At 44.0% G+C, this 26,158-nt stretch carries 26 protein-coding genes; 11 read left to right on the forward strand and 15 right to left on the reverse strand.

Annotated features, from left to right (window positions below; all coding sequences use genetic code 11):
• Positions 1–3 precede the first annotated feature (3 nt).
• The 3 genes from ABFW99_RS00775 (at position 4) to ABFW99_RS00785 (ending at position 2,134) form a co-directional block, all read left to right on the forward strand.
• Positions 4–912, forward strand: coding sequence for a DUF4249 family protein (locus ABFW99_RS00775; protein ID WP_349355324.1), 909 nt, complete (start codon positions 4–6; stop codon positions 910–912).
• Between the two features lie 124 nt (positions 913–1,036).
• On the forward strand, positions 1,037–1,711 hold the full coding sequence (locus ABFW99_RS00780) for a DUF4159 domain-containing protein (RefSeq protein ID WP_349355325.1): 675 nt from the start codon (positions 1,037–1,039) through the stop codon (positions 1,709–1,711).
• 12 nt (positions 1,712–1,723) lie between these two features.
• Positions 1,724–2,134 carry a VOC family protein gene (locus ABFW99_RS00785; protein ID WP_349355326.1) on the forward strand — a complete coding sequence of 137 codons (411 nt, stop codon included), beginning with the start codon at positions 1,724–1,726 and terminating at the stop codon, positions 2,132–2,134.
• 168 nt (positions 2,135–2,302) lie between these two features.
• Here ABFW99_RS00785 and dnaG read toward each other — a convergent pair whose 3' ends face one another.
• On the reverse strand, positions 2,303–4,330 hold the full coding sequence (gene dnaG, locus ABFW99_RS00790; protein WP_349355327.1) for a DNA primase: 2,028 nt from the start codon (positions 4,328–4,330) through the stop codon (positions 2,303–2,305).
• Positions 4,331–4,561: 231 nt separating this feature from the next.
• Here dnaG and ABFW99_RS00795 point away from each other — a divergent pair, with 231 nt between their 5' ends.
• The 6 genes from ABFW99_RS00795 (at position 4,562) to ABFW99_RS00820 (ending at position 10,941) form a co-directional block, all read left to right on the forward strand.
• The gene (locus ABFW99_RS00795) at positions 4,562–7,462 is read left to right on the forward strand and encodes a glycoside hydrolase family 3 N-terminal domain-containing protein (protein WP_349355328.1); all 2,901 of its coding nucleotides are present in this window, start codon (positions 4,562–4,564) and stop codon (positions 7,460–7,462) included.
• A gap of 1 nt (position 7,463) precedes the next feature.
• The gene (locus ABFW99_RS00800; RefSeq protein ID WP_349355329.1) at positions 7,464–8,168 is read left to right on the forward strand and encodes a cytidine deaminase; all 705 of its coding nucleotides are present in this window, start codon (positions 7,464–7,466) and stop codon (positions 8,166–8,168) included.
• Between the two features lie 440 nt (positions 8,169–8,608).
• Positions 8,609–9,253: a hypothetical protein gene (locus tag ABFW99_RS00805; protein ID WP_349355330.1), complete on the forward strand. Its 645-nt coding sequence runs from the start codon at positions 8,609–8,611 to the stop codon at positions 9,251–9,253.
• A gap of 133 nt (positions 9,254–9,386) precedes the next feature.
• Positions 9,387–9,563, forward strand: a complete 177-nt coding sequence (locus ABFW99_RS00810) for a histone H1 (protein ID WP_255134905.1) — start codon at positions 9,387–9,389, stop codon at positions 9,561–9,563.
• A gap of 185 nt (positions 9,564–9,748) precedes the next feature.
• Positions 9,749–10,564 carry a serine hydrolase gene (locus ABFW99_RS00815; RefSeq protein ID WP_349355331.1) on the forward strand — a complete coding sequence of 272 codons (816 nt, stop codon included), beginning with the start codon at positions 9,749–9,751 and terminating at the stop codon, positions 10,562–10,564.
• Between the two features lie 74 nt (positions 10,565–10,638).
• Positions 10,639–10,941: a hypothetical protein gene (locus ABFW99_RS00820; protein WP_349355332.1), complete on the forward strand. Its 303-nt coding sequence runs from the start codon at positions 10,639–10,641 to the stop codon at positions 10,939–10,941.
• Here ABFW99_RS00820 and ABFW99_RS00825 read toward each other — a convergent pair whose 3' ends face one another.
• The 7 genes from ABFW99_RS00825 to ABFW99_RS00855 all read right to left on the reverse strand — a co-directional run bounded on the left by ABFW99_RS00825 (position 10,942) and on the right by ABFW99_RS00855 (position 19,545).
• A complete protein-coding gene (locus ABFW99_RS00825; protein WP_349355333.1) occupies positions 10,942–11,469 on the reverse strand; it encodes a hypothetical protein in 528 nt (175 codons plus the stop codon).
• A gap of 31 nt (positions 11,470–11,500) precedes the next feature.
• A complete protein-coding gene (locus ABFW99_RS00830) occupies positions 11,501–11,971 on the reverse strand; it encodes a nuclear transport factor 2 family protein (RefSeq protein ID WP_349355334.1) in 471 nt (156 codons plus the stop codon).
• 149 nt (positions 11,972–12,120) lie between these two features.
• The gene (locus ABFW99_RS00835) at positions 12,121–13,395 is read right to left on the reverse strand and encodes a pyruvate dehydrogenase complex dihydrolipoamide acetyltransferase (RefSeq protein WP_349355335.1); all 1,275 of its coding nucleotides are present in this window, start codon (positions 13,393–13,395) and stop codon (positions 12,121–12,123) included.
• A 140-nt stretch (positions 13,396–13,535) separates the two neighbouring features.
• A complete protein-coding gene (locus tag ABFW99_RS00840; protein WP_349355336.1) occupies positions 13,536–14,519 on the reverse strand; it encodes a pyruvate dehydrogenase complex E1 component subunit beta in 984 nt (327 codons plus the stop codon).
• Between the two features lie 24 nt (positions 14,520–14,543).
• Positions 14,544–15,644, reverse strand: coding sequence for a pyruvate dehydrogenase (acetyl-transferring) E1 component subunit alpha (gene pdhA, locus ABFW99_RS00845; protein WP_349355337.1), 1,101 nt, complete (start codon positions 15,642–15,644; stop codon positions 14,544–14,546).
• 312 nt (positions 15,645–15,956) lie between these two features.
• Positions 15,957–18,626: an alanine--tRNA ligase gene (alaS, locus tag ABFW99_RS00850; protein ID WP_349355338.1), complete on the reverse strand. Its 2,670-nt coding sequence runs from the start codon at positions 18,624–18,626 to the stop codon at positions 15,957–15,959.
• 181 nt (positions 18,627–18,807) lie between these two features.
• A complete protein-coding gene (locus ABFW99_RS00855; RefSeq protein ID WP_440707386.1) occupies positions 18,808–19,545 on the reverse strand; it encodes a hypothetical protein in 738 nt (245 codons plus the stop codon).
• A gap of 153 nt (positions 19,546–19,698) precedes the next feature.
• Between ABFW99_RS00855 and ABFW99_RS00860 the strand changes: the two genes are divergently transcribed.
• A complete protein-coding gene (locus ABFW99_RS00860; RefSeq protein ID WP_349355340.1) occupies positions 19,699–20,271 on the forward strand; it encodes a DUF502 domain-containing protein in 573 nt (190 codons plus the stop codon).
• Positions 20,272–20,326: 55 nt separating this feature from the next.
• On the opposite strand, the gene ABFW99_RS00865 is transcribed toward ABFW99_RS00860, so the two are convergent.
• The 5 genes from ABFW99_RS00865 to ABFW99_RS00885 all read right to left on the reverse strand — a co-directional run bounded on the left by ABFW99_RS00865 (position 20,327) and on the right by ABFW99_RS00885 (position 24,080).
• Complete coding sequence (locus ABFW99_RS00865) at positions 20,327–21,250, reverse strand: hypothetical protein (RefSeq protein ID WP_349355341.1); 924 nt, start codon at positions 21,248–21,250, stop codon at positions 20,327–20,329.
• 101 nt (positions 21,251–21,351) lie between these two features.
• On the reverse strand, positions 21,352–21,921 hold the full coding sequence (locus ABFW99_RS00870) for an outer membrane protein (protein WP_349355342.1): 570 nt from the start codon (positions 21,919–21,921) through the stop codon (positions 21,352–21,354).
• 77 nt (positions 21,922–21,998) lie between these two features.
• On the reverse strand, positions 21,999–22,688 hold the full coding sequence (locus ABFW99_RS00875) for a hypothetical protein (protein WP_349355343.1): 690 nt from the start codon (positions 22,686–22,688) through the stop codon (positions 21,999–22,001).
• Positions 22,689–22,756: 68 nt separating this feature from the next.
• Positions 22,757–23,128, reverse strand: coding sequence for a response regulator (locus ABFW99_RS00880; protein WP_349355344.1), 372 nt, complete (start codon positions 23,126–23,128; stop codon positions 22,757–22,759).
• A gap of 136 nt (positions 23,129–23,264) precedes the next feature.
• Positions 23,265–24,080 (reverse strand): hypothetical protein, encoded by an 816-nt coding sequence (locus ABFW99_RS00885; protein ID WP_349355345.1) that lies wholly within the window; start codon positions 24,078–24,080, stop codon positions 23,265–23,267.
• A gap of 152 nt (positions 24,081–24,232) precedes the next feature.
• Between ABFW99_RS00885 and ABFW99_RS00890 the strand changes: the two genes are divergently transcribed.
• The gene (locus ABFW99_RS00890) at positions 24,233–25,345 is read left to right on the forward strand and encodes an FAD-dependent oxidoreductase (RefSeq protein WP_349355346.1); all 1,113 of its coding nucleotides are present in this window, start codon (positions 24,233–24,235) and stop codon (positions 25,343–25,345) included.
• On the opposite strand, the gene ABFW99_RS00895 is transcribed toward ABFW99_RS00890, so the two are convergent.
• Together ABFW99_RS00895 and ABFW99_RS00900 are read right to left on the reverse strand one after the other, a co-directional pair.
• Positions 25,338–25,721 carry a MerC domain-containing protein gene (locus ABFW99_RS00895; RefSeq protein ID WP_349355347.1) on the reverse strand — a complete coding sequence of 128 codons (384 nt, stop codon included), beginning with the start codon at positions 25,719–25,721 and terminating at the stop codon, positions 25,338–25,340. The genes ABFW99_RS00890 and ABFW99_RS00895 overlap by 8 nt on opposite strands.
• Before the next feature lie 20 nt (positions 25,722–25,741).
• On the reverse strand, positions 25,742–26,116 hold the full coding sequence (locus ABFW99_RS00900) for a Fur family transcriptional regulator (RefSeq protein WP_349355348.1): 375 nt from the start codon (positions 26,114–26,116) through the stop codon (positions 25,742–25,744).
• Between the last annotated feature and the right edge of the window lie 42 nt (positions 26,117–26,158).

Genomic DNA, 26,158 nt, shown 5'->3' on the forward strand with positions numbered 1-26,158 from the left:
AACATGAAGCACCTAACATTATTAACCTTATTCATTTCTGCTCTTATTGTCTCGTGTAATGTATATCCGCAAGATGATTATGAGGAATATTATGTGGTGGAATCATACCTGGTAGCCAATCGGCAGCTCCCACAGGTTCGCCTTTCTTCCACCATTCCGGCCGATGAAGTGTATGATTTTGAAGAGGCTGCCATAAACGATGCAATCATCGAAGTACGACTATTGGCAAGCGGGCCGGAAAGTGCTGTAGAACAGTCCTTCTCATATTCTAATGCTGAACCCGGCATCTATCAACCCGATCAGAATCATGCAGTAATTCCTGAGCGAACGTATCAGTTACATATATCTTTCCCGGGCTCCGATGATGTCATCACGGCACATACCATTATCCCCGGAAGCTTTGGGATTTTAAGCGGTGTTGCTGAGTCTGTGGTTTATCAATCCTCCGAACAGCTTGAAATCACCCTTAGTGAAAGCTCCTATCCCGGCCGGCAGAATATCTTTGTATTCAATGCCATCAGTTTTGAACCGGACGCTGAAGACCTCACCCCTTTCTATTTTGATATATTCCAGGACAGCGAAGACCCTGAAGAAGATTTAACCCTGCTGTCTAATAACAGCTCCGGCATCATCAATGAGGGTAATTTTGAAGTGAACCCGGATGGCTCGGTTACGGTACAATACCCCTGGATTGGCATTGCCTTTTATGGCTTGAATAACATTGTAGCCAATACTTTGGATGATAACGTGTACGACTTTGTGCGATCACAACAAGTGCAGCTGGGCGGTTCCACCCTTTCTCCCGGAGAGATTCAAAATGTAATTTATCATGTGAATGGCGGCATTGGCGTGTTCGGTTCTCTTGCATCCGATACGGTAACCACCAATGTGGAGCGGAATCCCAATCTCTAACAATAAATAGCACATCTACACGGTATAACCTTAGATTTGAAGGTGGCTGTGATTATGAATATCAATATGCTATATTTTCTTTAGTTCACTGCGCTCAAAAATTCAATTTGTTACAGATCCATTTATGCGCTCAACCATTCTCTATGTATTATTACCGTTCTTAGCCTTTACAGGAAGCCCGGCTATTTACGCCCAAAGCTCCGGAGAGTTCGAAATTGCCCGGGCTAAATATCGGGGCGGTGGCGATTGGTATAATGATCCGTCTGCTCTGGAAAACCTTATTTCCTTTACAAAGAGCAATGTCCCAATCCAGATAGCAGATTCTTACACGGATGTATCTCTGGGCAGCGCCGATCTCCATTCCTACCCTTTTGTTTTTCTGACCGGTCACGGCAACATTGCTCTCACTTCAACAGAAGCCCGCAACGTCCGTGAGTACCTGCAGAATGGCGGTTTTTTGTACATAGATGACGACTACGGACTGGATGAATACATTCGTCCGGCCATGAAAGAAGTCTTTCCGGATGAAGAGTTTATCGAGATTCCTTTCAATCATCCCATCTACGATCAGGTTTACACTTTTGAGAATGGCCTGCCTAAAATCCACGAGCACGATGGTAAACCACCACAGGGGTTTGGTATTTTTTATGAAGGACGGCTGGTGGTTTATTTCAGTTATGAGTCTAACCTCGGAGATGGCTGGGCGGATGCAGATGTGCACAACACCCCGCAATCACTCCGACAAAAAGCTTTGCAAATGGGCGCAAATATTTTAGTATATGCCTTAACGTCTAACTAATCTGATTTTTACATGAAAACGCTTGTTCCATATTTATTTTTTCGGGGAAACTGCGAAGAAGCCATGAATTTTTACAAAGAATGCCTGGATGGTGAAATCACTGTTCTGCAACGCTTCGGAGACACCGAAATGCCCGTGGATGACGATCATAAACAAAAGATTATGCATGGAGAGCTGAACGCCGATGGTATCCAAATGATGTTTTCGGACGGTGCCCCTCATAAAGATATAACGGAGGGCGATAACGTGCAGCTGAACATCAATCTGAAATCAGAAGAAGAGCAAGACCGGTTATTTGAACTGCTTTCAGAAGGTGGCGAGGTGACCATGCCCTTAGAAACAACCTTTTGGGGCGCCCGATACGGTATGCTTAAAGATAAATTCGGTATCCGCTGGATGCTCAATTGTGAGCTGGAAGAGTGATAGGATGATAAAGTGATTAGGTGATAGGGTGATTTTTTAAGTAGTCATCTCGCGGCAATGCCCTTGATCTTAATACTTTAAAAACCAATCAGATTCCCACCTATACTGTAGTACTCACTCATCACCTAATCACCTAATCACTTTATCACCCTACCACCTAATCACCCATCACTCCTCCCCCTTCATCTTATATTGAAATACCTTGTCGCTTACATGATGATCAATTTCAGAATCCGGGTCGGGATATAGATCGTCCGGATCGGTAGTTTCCCGGCGGGTTAGTTTTGATTTGATATCCTTCTGCCGTTCCATCAGCTCCAGCTTTTCATCACCGTTAGCGGCGGCAATTTTATCGGCCAGCTCATTTTGTTTATGCCGATAAAAGTTAATCTGAGCAGCCCGAATCGAGCTTTTTGCCGTTTTATAGGGATTTTTATCCTTTTCATATTTCAGTCCCACTTTCTCTTCATGTCGGTCACTGGCGGTATGCTGCTCAAGAAGAACATCGCCGACCAGCCGCGGGAAAGGGTCATCCATACCGGAATAAGTATTTACAGAAATCTCACTTTCTTCTTTGTATCGCTCAATGATGTTCTCGTAAAACATGCGCAGTTCGTCATCCTCAAACAGCTTGGAATTGGTGAACGAACAAATGTATTCCACCATACTGCGCCCATATGTAATCATCAGCCGGATCAGCTCTTTCTCAAAGTGAGGTTTTTTCCTGGAGCGTGGCTGGGTTCTTGCCGACGCTTGCTCACCGGATGGATGAGGTGGCTCATCCATGGGCCCACCGCTCATTCCCGGATCCCGGGTAACATTATCCTCCTGAAAACGCTGCCGTGCTTCTTCCCTTCTCTGAGACCGCTTCTCTTCCCAGCGCTTGTCGTTCATTACCCGCTCCAGCTGCTCGTATAAATCGCTTTCCTTCACCTTCTGGAACTTCTGCATCTTCTGATGAAGGTACTGCACATACACTTGTCGCTGTATGGAATCTTTGATATTGGCAACAGACTCCAGGATTTCTGTAATAACTTTGGGTATTTCGGTCGGTTTTTCGAGCCGGCCCTCTTCCCCGGCCTTCAGCAACAGGAAATCAACAAAATCGCCGGATTCCTCTTTTTTGAGCTCCTCAAATGATTCTTTACCGAATTGCTTAACAAAAGAGTCGGGATCCTGATCTTCAGGCAGTTCCAGCAACTGCACTTCCATGCCTTCAGCCAGGGCAATGTTAATACCGCGCTTCATAGCTGTTTGGCCGGCATCATCAGAGTCGTAGATCATCACAATTCGCTCACCATAACGGTGCAAAATCTTCATTTGTCCGGGTGTGAGCGACGTTCCACTGCTCGCCACCACATTCTTAATACCATGTTCGTGCAGGGTAATCACATCCGTATATCCCTCAACCAGAATCACTTCCTTGTTCTTTCGAATCTCATTCCTTGCAAAATTGACCCCGTAAACAACTTCACTTTTGTTATACACTTTGGTTTGCGAGGAGTTAATGTACTTCGCTGTTTTTTCATTCCCCAGAACCCGTCCCGCAAAGGCAATTACCTTTCCGGTAGGATTGAAAATGGGAAACATCAGTCTTCCCCGAAAAGTATCGTAAAAGCCACTGCCGCGATTACTTGGTTTAATCAGGTCGGCTTCCACTAAGTAATTTTCATCAATACCGGCGTTCTTTGCGGCCTTCCACAGTTCCTCTCCTCCCGATGGGGAAAACCCAAGCCCGAATTTCTTATACACTTCCCGGTTATATCCCCGGTTTTCAAGGTACTTGACGGCTTTTTCAGCTTCCGGATTTTCGATCAGGTTCCGGTAATAAAATACACCCGCAAATTTCAGTGCATGATAAATACCTTCCCGAAGCTGGGAATTCTCGCTGGGCTCTTCGTTATCTTCTTCAGGGATGAACACTCCGTAACGTTCGGCAAGCTGACGAACGGACTCATTAAAGCCTACCCCTTCCTGATCCATCACAAACTTAAATACATCGCCGGATTCACCGCAGCCAAAGCATTTAAAAATCTCAAGACGGGGCGTTACGTTAAAGGAAGGAGTTTTTTCATCATGATAAGGACAGAGTCCCACGAATCCACTGCCCGACCGCTTCAGTTTTACATAGTCTGAAACCACCTCCACGATATCTGCGGCTGCCCGTACTTCTTCTTTCTTCTCGTCACTTATCATAGCCAATGATGAGCATTTTCAAGCTGTAAATAAAGCGAAAATGTGCATTCATACAGAAAATTTATTTCGGTGGAATTTAAGCAGGCTAAAATCCAGTTTAAAGTAGTAACTGTATACTTTGTTAAGTTGTTTCCTCTGAGAGGCTAAGAAATAAAGCGTTGGCGTAGTCTGTTACTAACACGTACATTTAGAGCGTACTAAGGTCAAAAAATCATCTACAACTCGTTTTTTATGAAAAGCAGGTTTTCCACGGCTTTTTTTATCGTGATCGTTCTTCTTCTGATAAATACTACAGCAGGAAATGCCCAAAGTCTGTCCGAATTTCTTTTTGGACAAACGGTTCAAAACTTTCCCGTAAAAACCATCGATAAAACTTCAGAGGAATATCTCGACTCCCTGATTGTACACACTCCTTTGAAAGAGAAAATCGGGCAGTTGTTCTTTATTCCGGCCGAAGGAGAATTCACAAACCGTGAAGACCGAAGCTTTAAGCTGCTGGAAGAGTTGGTACAACAGCATCATGTAGGTGGTATTATCTTTATGCGCGGTGACATTTACGGGCAGGCCATCATGACCAATAAGCTACAACGCATGGCCAAATTCCCTCTTTGGATTTCGCAAGACATGGAGTTCGGAGCTGCGATGCGGGTGTCGGGCACAACCCGGTTCACCCCTGCCATGGGCGTTGCCGCCTCGGGCGACAAGCGGAATGCTTTTATGATGGGTAAAATAACCGCCATCGAAGCCAAGGCTTTGGGAGTTCACCAGATTTACGCACCCGTTTTGGATGTAAACAACAATCCGGACAACCCGGTTATCAATGTCCGCTCTTTTTCCGGTGATCCTCAGATTGTATCTGATTTTGGAACGGCATTTATGCAGGGTGTGCAAAGTGAGCGGGTGGTAGCCACGGCCAAACATTTTCCCGGCCATGGAGATACCGATGTTGATTCGCACAGCGACCTTCCCGTTGTCAAATACGACTACAATCGTCTTGATTCCCTTGAGCTAATACCCTTCCGGGCCGCAATTGATGGTGGTATAGGTAGCGTGATGAGTGCTCATATTGCCTTTCCAAACCTGAGTCCAACTGAATTCCTTCCTGCCACACTCGATTCAGCTATCCTTGGTAGTTTGCTTACAGACTCCCTGCAGTTTGATGGCGTGGTGGTGACCGATGGCCTGGAAATGAAAGGCATCAGTTCCAAATTCTCCCCGGGGCGAGCAGTAGTTCAGGCATTGAACGCCGGTGCTGATATCATGCTCATCAGCCCGGATGTTTACACAGCCATCAACGAAGTTCATCAAGCCGTTGAAGACGGTGAAATTACGGAGGAGCGAATTAATAAATCCTTTGCCAAGCTCATGCTCTGGAAGCAACAATACGGGCTTTTCGATTCGGAAAACCAGGTAGATATCGATGAGCTGGATAACAAGATAAACACGGCTTTTCATGAAGCTGAAGCCCGCCGCATAGCCAGAGAATCTATCACGCTGCTAAAGAATGAAAACGATATTTTGCCTCTGCTCCCTTCTGAATATCCGGAGATCATGGTGGTTTCCGTTGCGGATGACAGGTCTGGTAGAACGGGATCAGACTTTGTGAGAGAACTCCGGGATTATCACCCCGATGTTTCTTTTCACATTTATGATGAACGTACCAGTGAGCAGGATAAGCGAAAAATACTGAATAAAGCCGGTGATGTTGACCTGATCATTATAGGATCTTTTTTGCATCTCAGACACGGCCAAACCGTTCACTTGAATTCCGAACAGCAATATTTCCTGAATAACCTGGTGAAAAGCCGGAAGCCCTCGGTACTGGTTTCATTCGGGAATCCCTATGTGCTTTCTGATCTGAAGGACACCGATGCACATGTTTTAGGCTGGTACAATTCATCTCAGCAGGTTCATGGAGTGGTGCCTGCCCTGTTTGGTGCCAGTAGAATCAGTGCAAAACTTCCCATCGAAATACCCGGACTTTATCCATTAGGGGCCGGACTGGAAATGGAACATACCACCCTGAGGTTTGGCGAGCCAGAAGAAGTGCACCTGGATCATGAAAAACAGTTTGAGGTGGACCGGATCATTAATGAAGCCATTCGGGATTCGGTGTTTCCCGGAGCGGTTGTCGGAATCGTGAAAGATGGTGTACTAGCTTACAATCGTGGTTATGGCTATCAGGATTACGCAAAAACGGAAGCCGTCAGAGATACGGATGTATTTGATCTGGCCTCCATCACCAAAGTAATGGCCACCACCACAGCCATTATGAAACTGGTTGATGAGGGTGAAATTACGCTCGACGATCCTGTTACCAGGTACATTGAAGAATTTAATACCGACAAGAAGAAAGGCATTACGATCCGTGACCTTCTTCTTCATCAAAGCGGACTCCCCCCTTTCCGCGTTTATGTGGATTCACTTACCGAGAGGAACCAAATCGTTGAGGCTATTAAAAATGAGCCATTGATCTACGAACCCGGTTCTGAATACAGGTACAGTGATCTGGGGATGATCCTTCTGGGTGAAATAGTTCAGGAAGTAAGCGGCAGCCGGCTGGACCGGTTTATGAGAAATGAATTTTATTTCCCGATGAATATGTACAGCACCTTTTTCAATCCGGCTTCAACCAGCAGCTGGCTGGTACCCCGCATATCACCTACAGAAATTGACACTGTTTTTGATCGCGGTAAGGTTCGCGGCAGAGTGCACGACGAACGGGCATACTTTATGGATGGTGTAGCCGGACATGCCGGGTTGTTCTCCTCCTCCATTGATATGGCTAAATACAGCACCATGCTGCTTAACGGAGGCGTGTATTCCGGTAAAAGATATCTTAAGCCTGAAACCATTCAGCTATTTACATCCCTTCAATCAGAACTCAGCGGCCGGGGACTTGGTTTCGACCGTAAAAGCCCGAACGGCTTTTCCACAGCCGGGCAACTTGCAAGTGAAGACACCTTTGGACATCTGGGCTTTACCGGAACCAGTCTTTGGATTGACAGAGAGAAAAATATGGCCGTTATTCTGTTAACCAACCGAACGTTTCCATACCGGTCGTATGGAAAGCGAATCAGTGAAATCAGGGCCAAAGTTGCAGATGCAGCCTTCTCCGCAATAACCAATTAATATGAGCTGGAACTCTCTTTACGAACGATCTTATGTACCCTATTCATCTGATAATAGTGCGTGTGTTGTAGAAAGTAAATCCGGGAAATACTATGCCGGGGTCAGAATAGAGAATATTTCCTATCCGCTTACCATCCCCGCTGTTCAAGCCGCTTGTGCTATTTGCCTGAGTGAAGGTGAGATTCCGGTTAGAATTTATACTGAAGATTCTGCATCCGAACAGCTGGATTACTGGGCCGGTGAATTTAATCTGGAGATTATAGAAACCAATGATCCGCCTGTAGATGATCTGGAAGATCTGTTCCAAACTTCTGAAGAAGACTTTGACGCGCTTCCCCGGTTAAAATCCCTTCTGGATAAGGCTGTGGCTCCCAATTCTGATTTCCCTGTTTCGGCAATCCTATTTACAGAAGATGGATATTTCGAAGGAGTGAATGTGGAAGTCAGTGCCTGGACACACGGAATCTGTGCCGAAAGAGTGGCTATTTCCAAAGCTTTTGCAGCAGGATACACAGAATTTACCCGTCTGGAAGTTCATACCCGAAAAGGAGAAATCAGCAGTCCGTGCGGAGCCTGCCGCCAGGTAATCTCTGAGCTGCTTCCCTATCATGATATTATTCTTCATCATTCTGATGGAACACAGTCTGAGCACCTTTCCCTCGACCTGCTACCCTTTAGTTTTAAATCTTCTGCTCTTAAAAAATAATGGTAATACGAACTCTTCTATCTTTAATTATGGTTTGGGCAATCTCATTAGATCCCGATCCGAAGGAATTAATTTTAGGAGAATGGGAAAGTGTAAAACCTGAGGGCTTAAATTGGGATTTTTCTGAGACAGTCATAATGGAAGGAAACAGTCGATATCACTATCAATTGAAGTACAATGTTTCGGCATCTGATTGTAATGATGATATCTACACTGAAGTTTTCAAACCTGATCAATTGGTACTGATAAAAGAAATAACGGAAAATTTAAATCTCTGTTATATAATCGATTTTATAGATAAGTCAAATCTTGTTCTCTTTTCTGAAACTCACGGCAAATATTTTTCCTTTAATAAAATTGAATAAGGTTTAAGAGTTAGCATACTTATACAGTAAGTTTTATAAATACATTTGCTTTAATTCATAGGATAGTTACAAATAATGCCCATTAATTTCATCGCTGTACTAGACCACGAACACCTGGAGAATACGGTTTTTCTCACTGCTTTTGCCAAATCTCTGGCTAAGCTTGGGGACCGTAAGGGGATCGTAATTCACGGTGACAGCCCCTACACCGACCGGCTCATACAAACAGGCATGATGAGAGAGGACGCGCGTCTGCGAGCCATTAAAGACCTTAACAAGCGATTGGTGGGGCTGTTTGCAGATCAGGGAATTCCCACCATAGGCATTCATGGGTTCCAGAAAGGATTACTAACCAAACAGGGAGATGATATCCTGCTCAATAAAAAAGCTTTTGATGCTCACCATGACACTCCCAATTTGTTGATTTCAAGTCTTGTAGAGCAAAACGGAGCCCCCCTGCATGTCCCATTACCTGAATTCAGCCGGTCAATTTCAGCCGAGCTGGATGATGCAGATATTCTTTTGTTTTCTAAAAATGAGAAAGATGAAATCCTGATTTCAGAAAGCAAAGAAAAGCTCTCCTGGAGCAGTTTACCGGCCGGATTTGCAGAAACAACTCTTCCCGATGAGTTTCGGAATTTTGACCATCCCGTAAAACTGACTACCGCTACTGATTTTGCCAACTGGCCATCGCTGAATAAAGTGACGAAAATCGAGTGATTCGAAAAAAAGTTTAAAATTTATGCTAAAAAAGCACTTTTTAATTTGACTCGATATTCCCGATTGAATAGCTTCAACGCACTTTCTGAAAACAGAAAAACTTAACTAATAAATAATTTAACGGAGCTACATAATGAGTAGAGTTGAAGAAATCAAAAACCTCGTAGAAGAAACCACTGTAGAAATGGAAAAATTCTACGACAAGGGCAACAAAGCAGCGGGTACACGTGCGCGTAAAGGCCTTCAGGAATTAAAGAAATTAGCTCAGGAGATCCGTCTTGAGATTCAGGACATCAAAAACAAAGACTGATTTTACAGCTCTGTGTTTTTCAAAAAAGCCGCTTACACAAGCGGCTTTTTTTATATCCATACATTCTGTATCTACCCGTTGATCATTAAAAATAAACTCCTGAAATGCGATCTTTGTCCTTCTTACTGCTTTTTTGTTTCCTCATTTCCTGTTCCTCTCCCCAACAACCTGAAACACTCCCTGAGTTGGAGAATCTGATCAACGCCCGGGTTTCTGAACTTGAAGGTACATTTGGGATTTCATTTAAAAGCATTGAAAATCCTGATTTGACTATTGGTATCAACGAAGATGTTCGTTTTCACGCCGCAAGCACCATGAAAACACCGGTTATCATAGAGCTGTACCGGCAGGCTGAGCAAGGCCGGTTCTCGGTTCAGGATTCCATTACCGTAACCAATGAATTTGTAAGCATTGTTGACAGCTCCACCTTTACCATGTCTGTTTCTGAGGATAGCGAACAGGATTTATATTCTCTTTTAGGTGAGAAAACCTCCCTATACCATCTCGCCTACGAAATGATTACCCGAAGCAGTAACCTGGCCACCAATGTGTTAATCGATTTTCTGGATGCTAAAAAAGTGACCGCCACCATGCGGGAAATGGGAGCCGACAGTATAGAAGTGCTCCGCGGTGTGGAAGACATCAAAGCCTATGAAGCCGGATTAAGCAACACTACCACGCCAAAAGATCTTCAAATTATGTTTGAAGAACTTGTTACTGGTGATCTGTTGACCGAAGAATTAAAACAAGAGATACTATCCATACTGAAGCAGCAAAAGTATAATGACATGTTTCCCGTCAAGCTTCCGGAAGATACCCCGGTAGCTCATAAAACCGGATGGATTTCCAATGTTCACCACGATTCCGGAATTATTTTCATGCCGGAGGGAGATGCATTTGTTCTCGTTTTCCTCTCAAAAAATGCCCCTGATCGTAAGGCCGTCCTTGAAGCCTCTGCTGATATAGCCCGTTACTGCTACGATTTTATGAGCAACCGGTGAGCTGGGCATCCGCTTCGAAACATTCTTTAGGTTAAGCTTGTTGAAAAGAGTGAATACCAACAACTAATACAGATATGTATAACGACTTAGCCGATGCGGTAGAATCACTTAAAGAAAAAGGGTTTGATCATACCTTTGAACTCGGAGAAGATTGTATTACCTGCAAAGAACTGGATGTAGAGTATACAACGGATGATCTCTCCATTAAAGAAACCCACAAATTTGACCAGGGAACCGATCCCGGTAGTGAATCCACCGTTTATGCCATAGAATCTGACAGCGGCGTTAAAGGGACGCTTATTATGTCGTACGGTAAATATGTGGATCCGGAGAAAGCCGAACTTGTCGACCGGCTCCTCGAATCTCACGAAGTCTGATTACATTCCGCTGTACTTATCCGGGATGGGGTTGAACTCCGATTCATGCGACCAGTAAATGGTAACCACCCACCAGCGATCCCCGTCATCAAATAGCTGAATACTATTTATACCTTTGTTAAAAGGCTCGGCATCGGATTCACTACGCTTAGAGCCATAGGTACTGAAAAGGTGTACCACTCTCCCATAATGGTGTTCTTCGCGGTGGATTTCGTATTCATAAAATCCGTTTTCCACGAAATAGGAATCTGTGTTCTCGATGAATTCCTCAGGAGTCTGGACTTGATAAACATTTTTTCCCTGCTGATTTCGCCCTGTTGGAATCAGTCTGGCTTCCGGAATCACTAAATTCCTGAAACGCTCCCAGTCTCTGGCTTCCCCTTTTTCCCCTGAAATAGAAGCATATAAGGCTTCTATCAGGTTATCGATGCTTTCCACGTCTTTGGCACGCTGCTCTTCACTAACCTGTGCAACAGCAAATTGCGCTCCAAACAATATTATGAGTAGTATGGTATATATTTTTTTCATGATGTTTCTTTAAGCGTTCAGCTGATAGCTATTATGATTCTACACAATTTGACTGACGGCTGGTATCCACAATGAAGAATATTTTCCAGTCACCGTCTTTCTTAACCAGCTGAAATGAGTTCACCCCGCAGTGTGAAAACTTGTCTCCTATATAAAATTCGAAAGGCGTCCATACGGTAGCCAGGTTTCCATCAATATTAATATCATAGCTGCCAATGCGCTCGTCCCATACTTGTTCTTTTGGCGAACCGATCGCATTCAGGAATGAAGCAAGGTTCCCGGTGTTAACCATCACTTCTCCTTGTTGGTTGGTTGCCACCCTCTTCATGATCGCATCTTTTGTGAACGTATCGGCCACCATGGCACTGTCACTTGCCCGCATCCCATCAAAAAGTTGTTCTATGGTAGCCTGCACGTCTCTCACATCCTGTGTTTGGGCATTCACGGACTCAGGAACTATAAAAAGCAGGGATGCGAAAATAAATAGTAGAAAGTTCTTCATGTAATTCGGTTTGGTTAAGGGTTGAACCGAATTACGGAATAATTTCTGACAAGTTTGTATAAAAATGTAATTACCGAATGGTATCTATAAAAGAAAAGCCCTGACCAAACGATCAGGGCTTTATCTTTACTCTATCTATAAAAGCTTGCTTAAAGCAGCATGGATAGCGGATTTTCCAGCAGGTTCTTCACGGTATTCAGGAAATCAGCTGCTTTGGCTCCGTCCACAATTCGGTGATCACTGGAAAGTGTCACTTTCATTCGCTTACCGGGAACCACTTCCCCGTTCTCAACCACTGGCACGTCCCGAATAGCCCCCACCGCTAAAATACATGCATTTGGCGGGTTGATGATGGCCGTAAATTCTTCAATGCCAAACATCCCGAGGTTACTGATGGTGAAGGTACTGCCTTCCATCTGTTCGGGCTGAAGTTTGCGGTCTCGTGCCAGTCCGGCCAGCTCTTTGGTTTCTGATGAAATCTGCGCCAACCCTTTTTGGTCGGTGTGACGGATAACCGGGGTCATCAATCCTTCATCAATAGCTACGGCAACCGCTACATGCACATCTCCGTGCTCTTTGATGATATCACCATGCCAGGAACTGTTTACCGCCTGATGACGGGTAAGAGCAATGGCACAAGCCTTCACCACAATGTCGTTGAAGCTGATTTTCACATCATTCGCCTCATTTACAGACTTGCGGGCCGCAATAGCCGCCTTCATGTCAATGTCGATCGTCTCGTAGAAATGTGGATTGCTGAACTTACTTTCGGACAAGCGTCGGGCAATGGTTTTTCTCATTTGAGAAACCTTCACTTCGCGGCTTTCCAGGCTTTGGAATGAAGCTGCTGAAGCAGATGCTGCCGCAGGCTGTGCAGATTCCTTATAATTCTCAATATCAGCCTTGATGATTCTGCCACCGGGACCTGAACCGTCCACTCTGCCTAAATCAATTCCTCTGTCTTCGGCCATATTTCGGGCAAGTGGAGAAGCTTTAATTCTTCCGTTGTCAGAAGCAGTAGCTGAAGAATCAGATTCTGTAGAAGGCTCAGATTTTGGCGAAGTCAATCCGGAAGAGCTTTTGGATGTGCTTTCTTCCTTTTCTGAAGACTCCGTTTCCTTCACTTCATCTTTTGAAGATGAGGAATCACTTCCTGCACCGTCAAGGATATCTGAAATATCTTCTCCTTCTTCACCCAGAACGGCCATCAAACCACCCAATGGAACGGCATCACCTTCATTTACTAAAATTTTGAGGACGGTTCCTTCATCAAAGGCTTCCACTTCCATGGTGGCTTTATCGGTTTCTACTTCCGCAATAATATCGCCGGCTGAAACCTTATCACCTTCGCTTACATTCCACGATGCGATCACCCCTTCTTCCATGGTATCGCTGAGCTTCGGCATTTCAATCTTAATCGCCATAATTCTTCTAATCTAAACTGTTGAGTAAGTTGGTTTTATTTTTTACTACCGCCAATGTAACGGGTGTTTGAGTGAAAAGGCAAAAAGCAAAAGTGAAAAGTAATACCTGAATACTTTTCACTTTTGACCTTTCACTTTTTTTAGTTCCTGTAAGTAACCTGATTTATCGCATCAATTACGTTTTTAGCATCCGGCAACCAGGCATCAAACAAAGGCTTGGAGAACGGAGCATTCACATCCGGTAGCGTAACACGCTGTACCGGAGCATCTAAGTAATCAAATGCTTCACGCTGAATCAAGAAACCAATTTCTGCTGCAAATCCGGCAAAGGGATGGGCTTCATCCACTACCACACACCGGTTGGTTTTCTTAATGGACTCAACAATCAATGGCAGGTCCAGAGGTTTAACGGTTCGGGGATCGATAATCTCCACCTCTACTCCGTCTTTCTCGAGCTGTGCAGCGGCTTGTTTCGCTACGTGATACATCTTTCCGTGAGCAACAACGGTCACATCACTACCTTCACGCTTAATTTTTCCTTTTCCGATTGGGATGATGTAATCCTCTTCATCAGAAACTTCTCCTTTCATGCCATACATCTGCTCCGATTCCATGAACAATACCGGGTTGTCATCTCGAATGGCAGATTTCAGTAATCCTTTGGCATCATCGGGCTCTGAGGTATATATAACTTTCAATCCCGGGAAATGAGCATACATTGAATCGTAAGCTACGGAGTGCGTTGCTCCTAACTGGCCGGCAGAGGCGTTAGGCCCACGAAATACAATGGGCATATCAATCTGGCCACCGGTCATATATCCTGCTTTGGATGCATGGTTTATAATCTGATCAGCTGCAAGCACGGCAAAGTTGAACGTCATAAACTCCACAATAGGACGCAGACCATTCATAGCCGCGCCCACTCCAATCCCAGCAAAACCAAGCTCTGAAATAGGAGTATCGATAACCCGTTTGTAACCGTATTTATCTAATAGTCCTTCGGTAGCTTTGTAAGCCCCGTTGTATTCGGCAACTTCCTCACCCATAATGAAGACTTTCTCTTCACGGGCCATTTCCTCGTCAATTGCCTCTTTTATCGCTTCTCTAAATTGTAATTCAGCCATTACTTTATGTAGTCAGTTTTAAAATTATTTATGGAAATAAGGATCGTCTTCAGCAAACATGTCATCATAGAGCTCAGACTCTTCCGGGAAATCGGCATTGTCCGCAAAATCAACAGCTTCCAATACCTCGTCTTCCACTTTATCCTCTATTTCCTGAATCTCATCATCGCTCAGAATTTTCTCGTCTTTGAGGTAAGTCTTCAGACGCTCAATAGGGTCTATCTTTTGATATTCTTCCAGTTCCTCTTTGGTTCGGTACTTCTGAGGATCCGACATAGAGTGACCTCGATAACGGTAGGTTCTGATTTCGAGAAAATACGGCTCTGAAGTCTCGCGTACTTCTTCAGCCACTTCTTTCATGGCTTCATACACAGAAAAAACATCCATTCCATTCACCACTTTGGCCTTCATACCATAAGCTTTAGCGCGATCTACAATTTCGGTAACCGTGTGGCGACGTGCAGCGGTACCCATGGAGTATCCGTTGTTCTCTACTGCAAAAATGGCCGGCAGCTTCCACAGATTGGCAATATTAAAAGTCTCGTGCAGAGCCCCCTGATCTACAGCACCGTCTCCGAAGAAGGTAGCTGAGAGTCGCCCATTCTGATTGTACTTGTTAGCGAAAGCAAGTCCGCCACCAATTGGAATATGGCCACCTACAATTCCGTAACCACCCCAAAAGTGATTTTCTGTTTTGGCAAAGTGCATGGAACCGCCTTTACCTTTGGAGCACCCTGCTGCTTTGCCGAACAGCTCTGCCATTCCTTCTTTGGGCGTAATTCCGCGGCAAAGTCCCCAGCCGTGGTCACGATAAGCCGTTATAATATCATCATCATCGTTCAGGGCATAAACCGTTCCGGTAGAAATAGCTTCCTGACCAATGTAAAGGTGAAGAAATCCACCAAATTTCCCTTTCTGATACTGCTGCATGGCACGTTCTTCAAATCGTCGCTGAAGATACATTTGCTCATACATAGCCTTGAGGTTGTCTTCACTCAAGCCCAGGGATTTATGTTTCTTTTTTGTCGGGGATGGCAGGTCCACGCCTTTTTGGACGGCACCGTCTTTTTCATCTCCAATCCCACGCGGGGCAAAATTTACTTCGTCTGTTTTCTTCTTAGCCATAATTAGTTTTAGTGATAACAGGATTCTTCAAAAGACTGGAAATATATCCAATTTTTGTGAAGATTTCGTGATTTGATTCTATTCAAAGATTTACCATCGGAATGGAACACGGATGACACTGATATAGCAGATAATCACTGTTAATAAATTATTTGTTAGTTGAGTTAGTTCAAGCGTCCGCTTGGACTTTATAAACAACATCAATGCTTAAATTCAACACCTCGCAAACAAGACACTTGTCATATAATCATGAACACATATCCGTTATGATCCGTCCAATCTAACTCATCCGTGTTCCATTCCACTGTCGGGTTAGGAAATGGATTCTTCAATTATTTCATTCACTTTTTCCAGAGCTTCACCTAGTTTTTCGGGTTGGCGGCCACCGGCTGTTGCCAGGTTAGGCTGACCACCTCCTCCTCCTCCAACGAGCCTTCCAAGCTGACCGACAATAGCTCCGGCTTTGAGTCCTTTTTCTTTAATGAGATCTTCTGATAGGGCTACCATCAGGTATACCTTCCCTTCTTCCTCATCTTTAGAGCCAAGCACGATTGCTGTATTCTGCTTTGTTTTTTGCAGGCCGTCATACCCAAGCTGCTTGAGCACATCCATATCCGCGCCGGCGATTTCGCCTTTCACCAGTTTAATGTTCGAATCCAGTGAACCGGCATTTTGAATAAGCTCGTCCAGCTTTGCTCCTGTATTTTGGAGCTGCTGCTGTTCGAGTGCTTTTTCCAGCGATTTCTTTTCTTCAATTAGCTTCATTACATCAGCGACCAGGTCCTGGGTTTGGCCAATTGCTCCTTTCACCTGCTTTAACAGGCGCTTTTCATCGCGGAGCAATGTATCGGCCTGCACTCCGCAAACCGCCTCAACTCGCCGAATTCCGGCCGCAACAGAAGTTTCCTGAGTGAACCGGAAATAGCCGATTTCACCGGTGGCTCCCACATGAGTACCACCGCAAAGCTCAACCGAATAATTTTCGTCAAAGGTGATTACGCGAACAGTTTCACCGTACTTCTCGCCGAATAACATCATCGCACCGCGATCTTTGGCCTCTTCAATCGGAACGTTCCTTTCTTCCTGCAGCGGTATGTTTTCCTGAATTTTTTCATTCACCAGCTGTTCTACTTCATCCAGCTGCTCGTCGGTCATCGCTTCAAAGTGAGAAAAATCAAACCGGAGGTGATGTTCATCCACCAACGATCCCTTCTGAGCAACATGATCGCCAAGAATTCCGCGCAGCGCAGCATGCACAAGATGCGTAGCCGAATGATGCTTCTGAATTTCAATCCGTCGGTCCAAATCGATGCTTGCTTTCCAGGTTCCGCTCAGGTCCTCAGGAAGTTTATCTATGTAGTGAATAAACTGCCCGTTCGACTTTTGCACATCCAGCACTTTGAGGTATTCATCGCCATTAGTAATAAGCCCGGTATCGGCAACCTGACCACCACTCTCAGCATAGAACGGCGTTTTGTTCAACTGAATGGCAAAGCGATCTCCTTCCTTGCGATAGGCGATTATCTTCACCTCAGCTTCGGCATCATCATAGCCTACAAATTCAAAGTCATCCGTATCTTCAACGATATTCCATGATTTGGAATCAGATTGATCCACAGAAAACTTACCGGCAGCCCGGGCTCGTTCTTTCTGCTCTTTCATATGCTTGTTGAAGCCTTCCACATCCACTTCAACGCCTCGTTCTCTGGCCATCAGCTCGGTCAGATCAATGGGAAACCCGTAAGTGTCGTGCAGTTTAAAAGCATCTTCACCAGAAAGTTTTTCCTTGCCTTCCACCATTTCGTTGAACAACTCAATGCCCTGTCCCAACGTTTTCAGAAAGCTTTTTTCTTCTGAGCGAATCACATTGACGATGTATTCCTTTTGGGCCGGAATTTCCGGAAATACATCCTTGAATTGCTCCGCCAGTACATCCACCAGCTTATAGAAGAAAGGTTCTTTGAAATCGAGCACATCCCAGCCGTAACGGATTGCACGACGCAGAATCCGCCGGATGACATATCCCCGGCCATCATTGCCCGGAGAAGCTCCATCAGCTATTGAGAAAGTAACCGCCCGGATATGATCAGCTATCACGCGCATGGCAATATCTTTCTCCTCGTTATCGCCATATTTCAAGCCGGCCATGTCTGCGATTTCATTAATTACCGGGGTGAAGACATCGGTATCGTAGTTGGATGTCTTACCCTGCAGAACAGCACATATACGCTCAAATCCCATTCCTGTATCCACATGCTGGGACGGAAGTTTTTCAAGAGAAGCATCCGGTTTCCGGTTGAACTGTATGAATACCAGGTTCCAGATTTCCATCACCCTTGGGTCATCCATATTCACCAAATCACGACCGGGCAGTTTCTTACGGTCTTCATCCGAACGAAGATCGATATGTACTTCCGAACACGGGCCACAAGGACCTGTTTCCCCCATCTCCCAGAAATTATCTTTCTTACCGCACTTCAGGATATGATCATGATCTATGCTTGTCTCACTTTTCCAAAGCTCAATGGCTTCATCATCCACGGGGAGGCCGTCTTCTTCGTCACCGCCAAATACGGTTGCATACAGTCGGTCGGGTTCCAGTCCCCACTCATCTACCAATAATTCCCATGCCCAGCCAATAGCTTCTTTCTTGAAATAATCGCCAAACGACCAGTTCCCCAACATCTCAAAAAGCGTATGGTGGTAGGTGTCGTGACCTACTTCTTCAAGGTCGTTGTGCTTTCCACTCACACGGATACATTTTTGGGTATCGGCGGCACGGTTCCAGGTCTTTCCGTTATGCTTAAGGGCTTCTTCTTCCCCAAGAAAAATAGATTTAAACTGGTTCATCCCCGCATTGGTAAACAACAGGGTCGGGTCGTTCTTGGGAACAACGGGAGCACTATCAACAATAGCGTGGTTCTTTTCAGCAAAGAAATCAAAAAATTCCTGACGAATCTGGGCAGAAGTCTTATAAGACATTAATTTTGATGTGTGAGTGTTGGATTTTACAGAGCCTTGAAGATAGGAAAAATATGATTTGAACTCATGTATGGTTTGAGATTAATCAGTCTTCAAACTCAGGCTTGTTTATTCCATTTTCAAGTTAATGGCAGGTGTTTAGTTGGGGTCAGAGTTATTACCAATGCAGGGAATGGAGTTTTCAAAAAATACTCAACAGGTATCGTCCTGTTTCAAGCCACAGCGCGGAGCCTGAAATATAATATCTCCCCACTACCGAAAGCACTAACACAGCAGCACCAAGCAGATAAAGAAAGTGTACTCTTTTCCTGAACATAATATCCAATGAAGCACCAGCTAATAACGGAAACAGCCAAACGAAAAAGGTCGAGAATTCCCCCATCCCAATACGAGCAATTCCGGGGAATACCAACATAAGAGAAGCGATCAAAATCAGTCTTTTGTGAATCTCGCTTTTTCTTCGGTAATACAACGCGGGGATAAAAAATGCGACAAAGATAACCAGATCTCCAAGTGGATGGATCAGAAAAGAGGCGCCACGGTCTAAGGTCCATGCTCCGCTTTCAATTCTTTCCAATGGCAACATAAAAGCTGCTGAAACACCAAAAACCAGCATCAGGATTCCATACAAACCTCCGGCTACTCCTAACTTCCTGTGAAGCTTGACATTGTTTGACGCTACAAGTGAAATCTGAACCAAAAGAAGGAGTAACCATCCAATAAAAATCAGGGCATGAGCATGCATACTCCAGTGCCTTACAGGAAACTCATTGAACACATGACTAAAATAGGTTGGCCAAAAACCCATTATCACTAAAGCCGACATGTACAACACGGAAGAAATGTAGAAGTAATGGGTGATCTTCCTGTTCCTTAGCTTCAGGTCACGGGAAAGTACTTTTTCTGTTGATTTTTGCAACCCCAATTCTTCCATAGCATTGTTATGTGTCTATGTTTGGATCAGCAAATAGTACTTTTTTCTGTACATAAATGAAAATCACTAATTAATCCGGACACACATTTTTGAAGATTTACCGTTAGATTCCGAAAAAGCTAACATCATCTGCCGATTATGAAAACCATCCTGAATTACTTCTTTCGCGGAATGCTGGTCATTTTACCCGTCAGCGCAACGGTTTATCTGGTTTATGCAACCCTGGTCTGGATAAATGACATTTTCAATAACCTGTTCTACAGTTGGTTTGATCTGGAAATTCCCGGTTTGGGAATCGTGACCGGCTTCATTGCCATCACTCTGATTGGATTTGTTCTGACACAGACTTTCGTAAAGCCCATCCTTCATCTGTTCGAAAAGCTGCTTACAAAAACACCCTTCGTTAATATTGTCTACAACTCTCTTAAAGACCTCACAGAAGCTTTCGTAGGAGATAAAAAGAAATTTACCAAGCCGGTGAGTGTGGAATTCAGTGAGCCGGTTGGTATGAAGCGATTTGGCTTCATCACCGAAGAATCCCTGAAGCATTTTGGACTGGAAGATGAGGTGGCTGTGTATTGCCCTCACTCGTATAACTTTTCCGGGAATTTATATATCGTACCTAAAGACAAAGTTACCCCTATTAAAACCGATCCAACCAACTTTATGCGGTTTATCGTATCCGGCGGGGTGACTAAGATCCATTCTTAGGGGTGCCTTCCAAATCAGATTCAAAATGAAGGATAATTATAGACTGGAGGCAGTTTTAGTACACTTCTTCGAAGGTTCGGTCACCTGGTTTAACGTTGCGCTTCATTTCGTCCCAGTCCCAATCGGAAGGATCCATATCGGCGTAATCGCCCTTTAATACCAGGTAATCTTTAAAGCCTTTTTTGGCCAGCATCTTATAGATCCCGGCTTCCATCCCTTTAATTCCGCAAATATAAATCAGCGTATTTTCCTTACTCAGGATAGGATCCAGAATCTTTTCCTCATCCTCGATGGCTGTTTGAACATAGTATTTTGAGCCATCAGGTCGGCGGTCTTCCCGGGATATTTTGGCGATATAGTGGAAATTATCGTTCTCTTTTTCCGTTTCCATAAAGTAATCGGGATAGATCAGGTCGGTTCGGTAAGCAGCACCGAAAACAAGGGCAATTTGATTCTCCATGCCTGCCTCCAGCATTTCCATAATCATTCCTCTGAATGGTGCTATACCGGTTCCCGTAGCAAAAAAGACGTAATTGAAGTTCTCAGGATTCTCAGGTAGTAAAAATCGTTTTCCGGATGGACCGGTTGCTTTTACTTTATCACCAGGCTTTAAGTCGGCCAGGTAGTTTGAGCAAATACCGGTGTATAGTTTCCCATCCAGCTCTTCTATAGTTCGCTTTACCGTTGTTGAAACCAGATTTGACTTGCCCCCCTCTCCTTTTGTAGGAGAAGAAACTGAATATAAACGAAGTTTGTGCGGGCGACCCTTTTCATTTTCACCCGGGGGTAAGATCCCTATCGACTGTCCGATGCGAACCCGCCCTTCAAGTTCGGTTCCTGATACATCAAAAGTAACATGTCTCACAAAGTTTGGGCTGCTTTCTTTGGTACATACATAGTTTTCAACTACGGTAATCTCGGTAGGTTCTTTAGGTGAGTAGATGTTTAATTCAACTTCAGGTAGTACGATTTCCGGCATATTTCTGAATTTCAGTAAGAGTAAAAGAGGTTCATTTTGGGTTAAACAAAAAAATCCCGCACCGGTTAAGTGCGGGATTTCTAAAATAGGACTTTTTTAGCTTAGAAATAAAACGTCAGTCCTGCTGAAATTACGTTACCGCTGAATTCTTTATCTGAAAGATCATCACTTCCATCTAAGAATAAGTAGCGATAATCTACATTCAGTGCAGCCGATTCTGAAAGAGCTACGTCGGCACCAAAACCTAAGTGATATCCAACTTTGACCTCCGCATCATCACCCGGGTTGGTGAAACCACCGTCATAATCATAAAAAGTATAATAAGCACCCAACCCAGCTAAACCATATGGAGCAAAATTTTCTGCCAGTGGGGCAAACACTAATAAAGAACCGGTTACAGGAACTTGTCGAACAGTCAGTTCGCTTCCACCTGTGGTCGTATAGCTTTGTTCTCCTCTGTATTCCAGAGAGAATTCAGCACCTACGTACTTCCCTTTCGTTCGGGACTGAAGACCAATGAACATGGTTCCATCTTCAGCATCAGGGGCTTTATAGAAACCAATCTTAGGTCCAATACCAGAGGAATTTTCGATCAGATACTGCTGAGCTGTAGCCTGTGTTAACAGCGTTGAAATTATTATTAAAGAAAAAAGTGAAAGTAATTTTTTCATTACAAAGTGTTTATTTGTTTCTATTCACTATTTGTAAAGAAATTTTAGAAGAAAATGTTCCCTTAATAACAGCCTGCTTATTGATTACTAATACGATAGCGAATTAGCTCATCAACGGTAGGCCGTGCTCCCCGCTCTTCTGTCAATCTCTCTGCAAGCGTGTGTGTGACCCCGATATTTCTCATCCGGATCAAATTCTCTTTGGATAGCTCTTCCATCGAATAGCCTAAATCCATCATGTTACTGGTAAAAAATGCTGTTACATCTGCTCTGCGCAGATCAAGCAGGTCCTGAACGGTCAAATCGTAACCCAGCTCGGCCATCATTCGGGTAAAGGTGCTGCTTACGTCTGCACCCTGAAGTTCTACCAGCTGCTCCAGAGTTACCTCAGGATACCCAGCATCCCTGATTTGAGAAGTATAAGTTGCGGTAACTCCTTCTGCCCTTAAGGCGATTAGTTCTTCATGGGTAAGGGTTCCATAGCCCATTTCCTCCATCCAGGCTCCCATGCTGTTTAACAAATCCTCGTCGGGCTGATTAAATTCCTGAACGATGTTATCCAGTGGATTTAAATCAATACCGGATGAACTAAACTGTGAACCGGCATAAAAAGTGAGAGTAGCAATGAAAGCAAAAAGCAGAATATAATTGGCGATTTTTGAACTCGACTTGCTGCCGGAAACCGATGAATCCTCATCAATGTCAAACTGCCCGTCTTGTTCCAGATCTTCTAAATCGTTTCGGAGGTTCTTGAATTTTGTACTCATAGTATTTGCCCATAATTATTTCGGACTAACCTACGATAAAATCATATAAAAGATGCACCAGAATGTTATCAGGGAACGAGCTCTAATGAACGGGTCAGTTCGCCTATGGTAAAGGGCTTTGAGATAAGATCTATGCATTCGGTTGCTTTAGCCCGCTCATAGTTTACTTTGTCAGAATTACCTGTCAGATAGATCACTTCTGTTCTGATGTGCTCTTTAATCTGAGTTACAGCCTCAATTCCGTCCATTTCTCCTTTCAGGCGGATGTCCATCAACACAATATCCGGTTGATGCTCTTTGGCTAACTCAATGGCTTCATCTCCGGAGGCAGCCTTACCTACCAAAATATGGCCAAGTTTCTTAATCATATTCTCAACGACTAATGATATAATCATGTCGTCTTCTACGATAAGTATTTTCTTATTTGCGGATTCAGTCAATGTTGTGTCCTTTATGCTTTTGTAAAGTCATCGCTCATAAAGTATAAGAGTAATGAGATTAAAAAATGTTACTAATCTTAATAATCAGGTATGGGAAAGAAATCAAATATCTCTTTTCAAATACCAATTTTTTGAACTAACGGGTCCTCAAATCTACCAGGAATCCTTCCTCTATATCCACGTATGCTATCCAGCCTTCAAAAGCTGAACCTTCACTATAGGAAATGGGTATTGCCCAGCAAGTACGAATTTCCAGTTGTTGTTCACTCTCATTTTCTATCGGCAGGTACACTCGCTCAGGCTTCCCGCTGATATCATTTTCCTGTACTGTGTAAATTGATTCTTCTCCTGTGAAAGGCCGCATATCGATCTGCCAGCCTATCATACCGGATTGAACTTCATTGTAGCCATAGTTCACAAAATCGGGGGCTTCAAAATCGGAATACCAATTTCCCCATATTCTGTTAACTCCCTCCGCGTCTACAACAACAGTGATATCGGCTCCAATTACTTCACTTGAATCTACCTTTTGTTCAGCAAAAGTAATTTTCAACTCTATCGGTACATTGTTAAGACCGGGGCCTTCACAGATGGTACATCCTCTTATCGGCAATAATTCTGTAATAATAAGTTTTGATGTATCATTTACTCCGGTATAGGTGCTATTCCTTAACAAAGCTGCCTTTGCTGCCGTAATAAGGGTATCTGTTTGTTCAATTTCAATCCGTACAACTTCCCGATTTGCACATGGACTTTCTCCGTTCTCAAAAAATATTTCGCTGTATCCGGTAAACCCGTACTTATTGAGGGTAGAACAAATGTGACCGTCGTTCGAGGCCTGGTATTCCTGATTCATCTGGTCAAGATCCGAAAACTCGATGGCCGGAAAGGTGGTAGGATAGTCTGATGCTTCTTCATCCACGGTGAGCAAATTGCAGGATACAATGCTCAAAAAAAGAACAGTGAATAAAACTGATGATATTGTTTTTTGCACGTATAAAGCCTGTCTGATGATGATTAATATTACCAAAATTAGATACTTGAAACAATAAAATAGACGGCCTGAAAATTAATTTATTCCAACTTTATGGCTTATATTTTGTTATGAGTAAAAGAAGAAATGTTTGTGTCATCGGTTGTGGAATAAGTGGATTGAGTGTTGCCAAACTTCTACAACAACACAATTGGAAAGTCACAGTACTATCGGAATCTGATCCAAGAATAGCCCGGAACGACCCTACCTTCAGCAGCCTCTTTCCGGCTGCTTCGGTGATTCCCCGCAGCGTTAATTCCGGGGAAATCGATTCTCTATTCAGAGAAAGCCTCTCCCATTTTGACACACTTCATGAACAGCAATTTCCCGGATTGAAGATTCACGAACACTTTGAGTTATTTGCTTCCGGGAAAGATCTTCCCGGCTATGCCCAATACATGGATGCCTTCTCTACACTTGAAGAATTCCGGGATTCTTTTCATCCCAAACATTCCGAATTTGCCATACAGGCCGGCTGGAAATTCAACTGCTATTTTGCAGATTGGCCGCTCTACTACCCGGCTTTATTGAATTCGGTTTTAGAGGGTGGAGCAGAGCTTCAAATCCAATCACTTGAAAAAGACGATTTAAGAAAACTTCCTTTCGATATCGTTGTAAACTGTTCCGGACTTGGATCTGTAGAACTTTTTAATGATCCCAACGGACTTCTCTATCGCGGACATCTTCTTCAAATCTTAGAGGCTCCCATGTTGAAGAACCCCAACGGAGATATCTTTTCGTATAACTTTTCACCGGGAGCAGAAATCTATCATACGGAATCAGGCAATGCGCAGGATGTGTACTTTTATCCAAGGAGCGATGGGTGGATTTTGGGAGGAAGTCGCCAGGAAGGGCGATTAGATGAACATGGAATATGGACCGGTGAACAAACCATTTCTCCGAATATTGAAATTGACGGCACTGTAATACCCAAACAAATATTTACTCTTCATAAAAATATTTTGTGCGAAACCTTCGGAGTGGAACTCGATCGATTCTCCAAAAGAAAAGTAAAGATTGGCTACCGGTATCTTCGCAAAAAAGAAGAGGGATTACGGCTTGAAACCGAAGAAATCCATAACAGGCTTTTTATACATAACTACGGACATGGAGGTGCCGGTGTAACACTAAGCTGGGGATGTGCAGAAAAAGTGCGGCAATTACTCCAAAAAAACGTCAGCTGAAGCTTTTGGTTTTATAGTTCAGCCAATGCCCTCTGATTAGCAGCACGCTTCCCACCAGGGTAACTCCCGCTTCACCATAATCACCAAGCTGGTGATTAAAAAACCAGGCTACAAAAATGATAGCAAGCCCGACGAATAAATAACCGGAAATAGATTTAAGATTCTTACGGTTTTTGACAGATAATATGACCGCCGGTGCTATAGCCAGAAAAAATACCAAATGGGTGTACTCATGGAATTCATCAAGCGCAGGCCATAATGGAATCAGAGAAACAAAAACCGGCACCAGCAAGCAATGAATGGCACACAAGCCCGACAATCCAATGCCTAACCGGTCCCAGAAACCTTTCGATAATTTTATGATTTTCTTCTGCATTCTAAACTTTTTGAGGTAAATCAGGCACAACCGGAACAATAGCCGGAAACCATCCCGTTGAAGTTTTCAGCCATGTACCCCTCGGGCAGCTTAATCTGAATTTCCCGGGTAAGGCACTCTACCTTTCCACAATTCTTGCACCGAAAATGAAAATGATCGTGGCTGTGATCATTCTCCTCACAGTTTTCACACAAAGCAAAGTACTGTTTCCCATTCTCCCCAATTACACGATGTACCAACCCGTCCTCATAAAACCGGTTTAACACCCGGTATATCGTAGCCCTGTCCACCTCAATGCTCAGGGCTTCTTCGATCATACGGTGACTCATGGCCGACTCGGCTGCCTTTAGCGTTGATAAGATTTCGGTACTTGATTGTGTCTTTCTTCTCGGCATAATTCTTTATTGCGACTCTGTTGCAATAATACGATTTATTCC

The sequence above is a fragment of the Gracilimonas sp. BCB1 genome, assembly GCF_040117685.2.
Taxonomy (GTDB): Bacteria; Bacteroidota; Rhodothermia; order Balneolales; family Balneolaceae; genus Gracilimonas.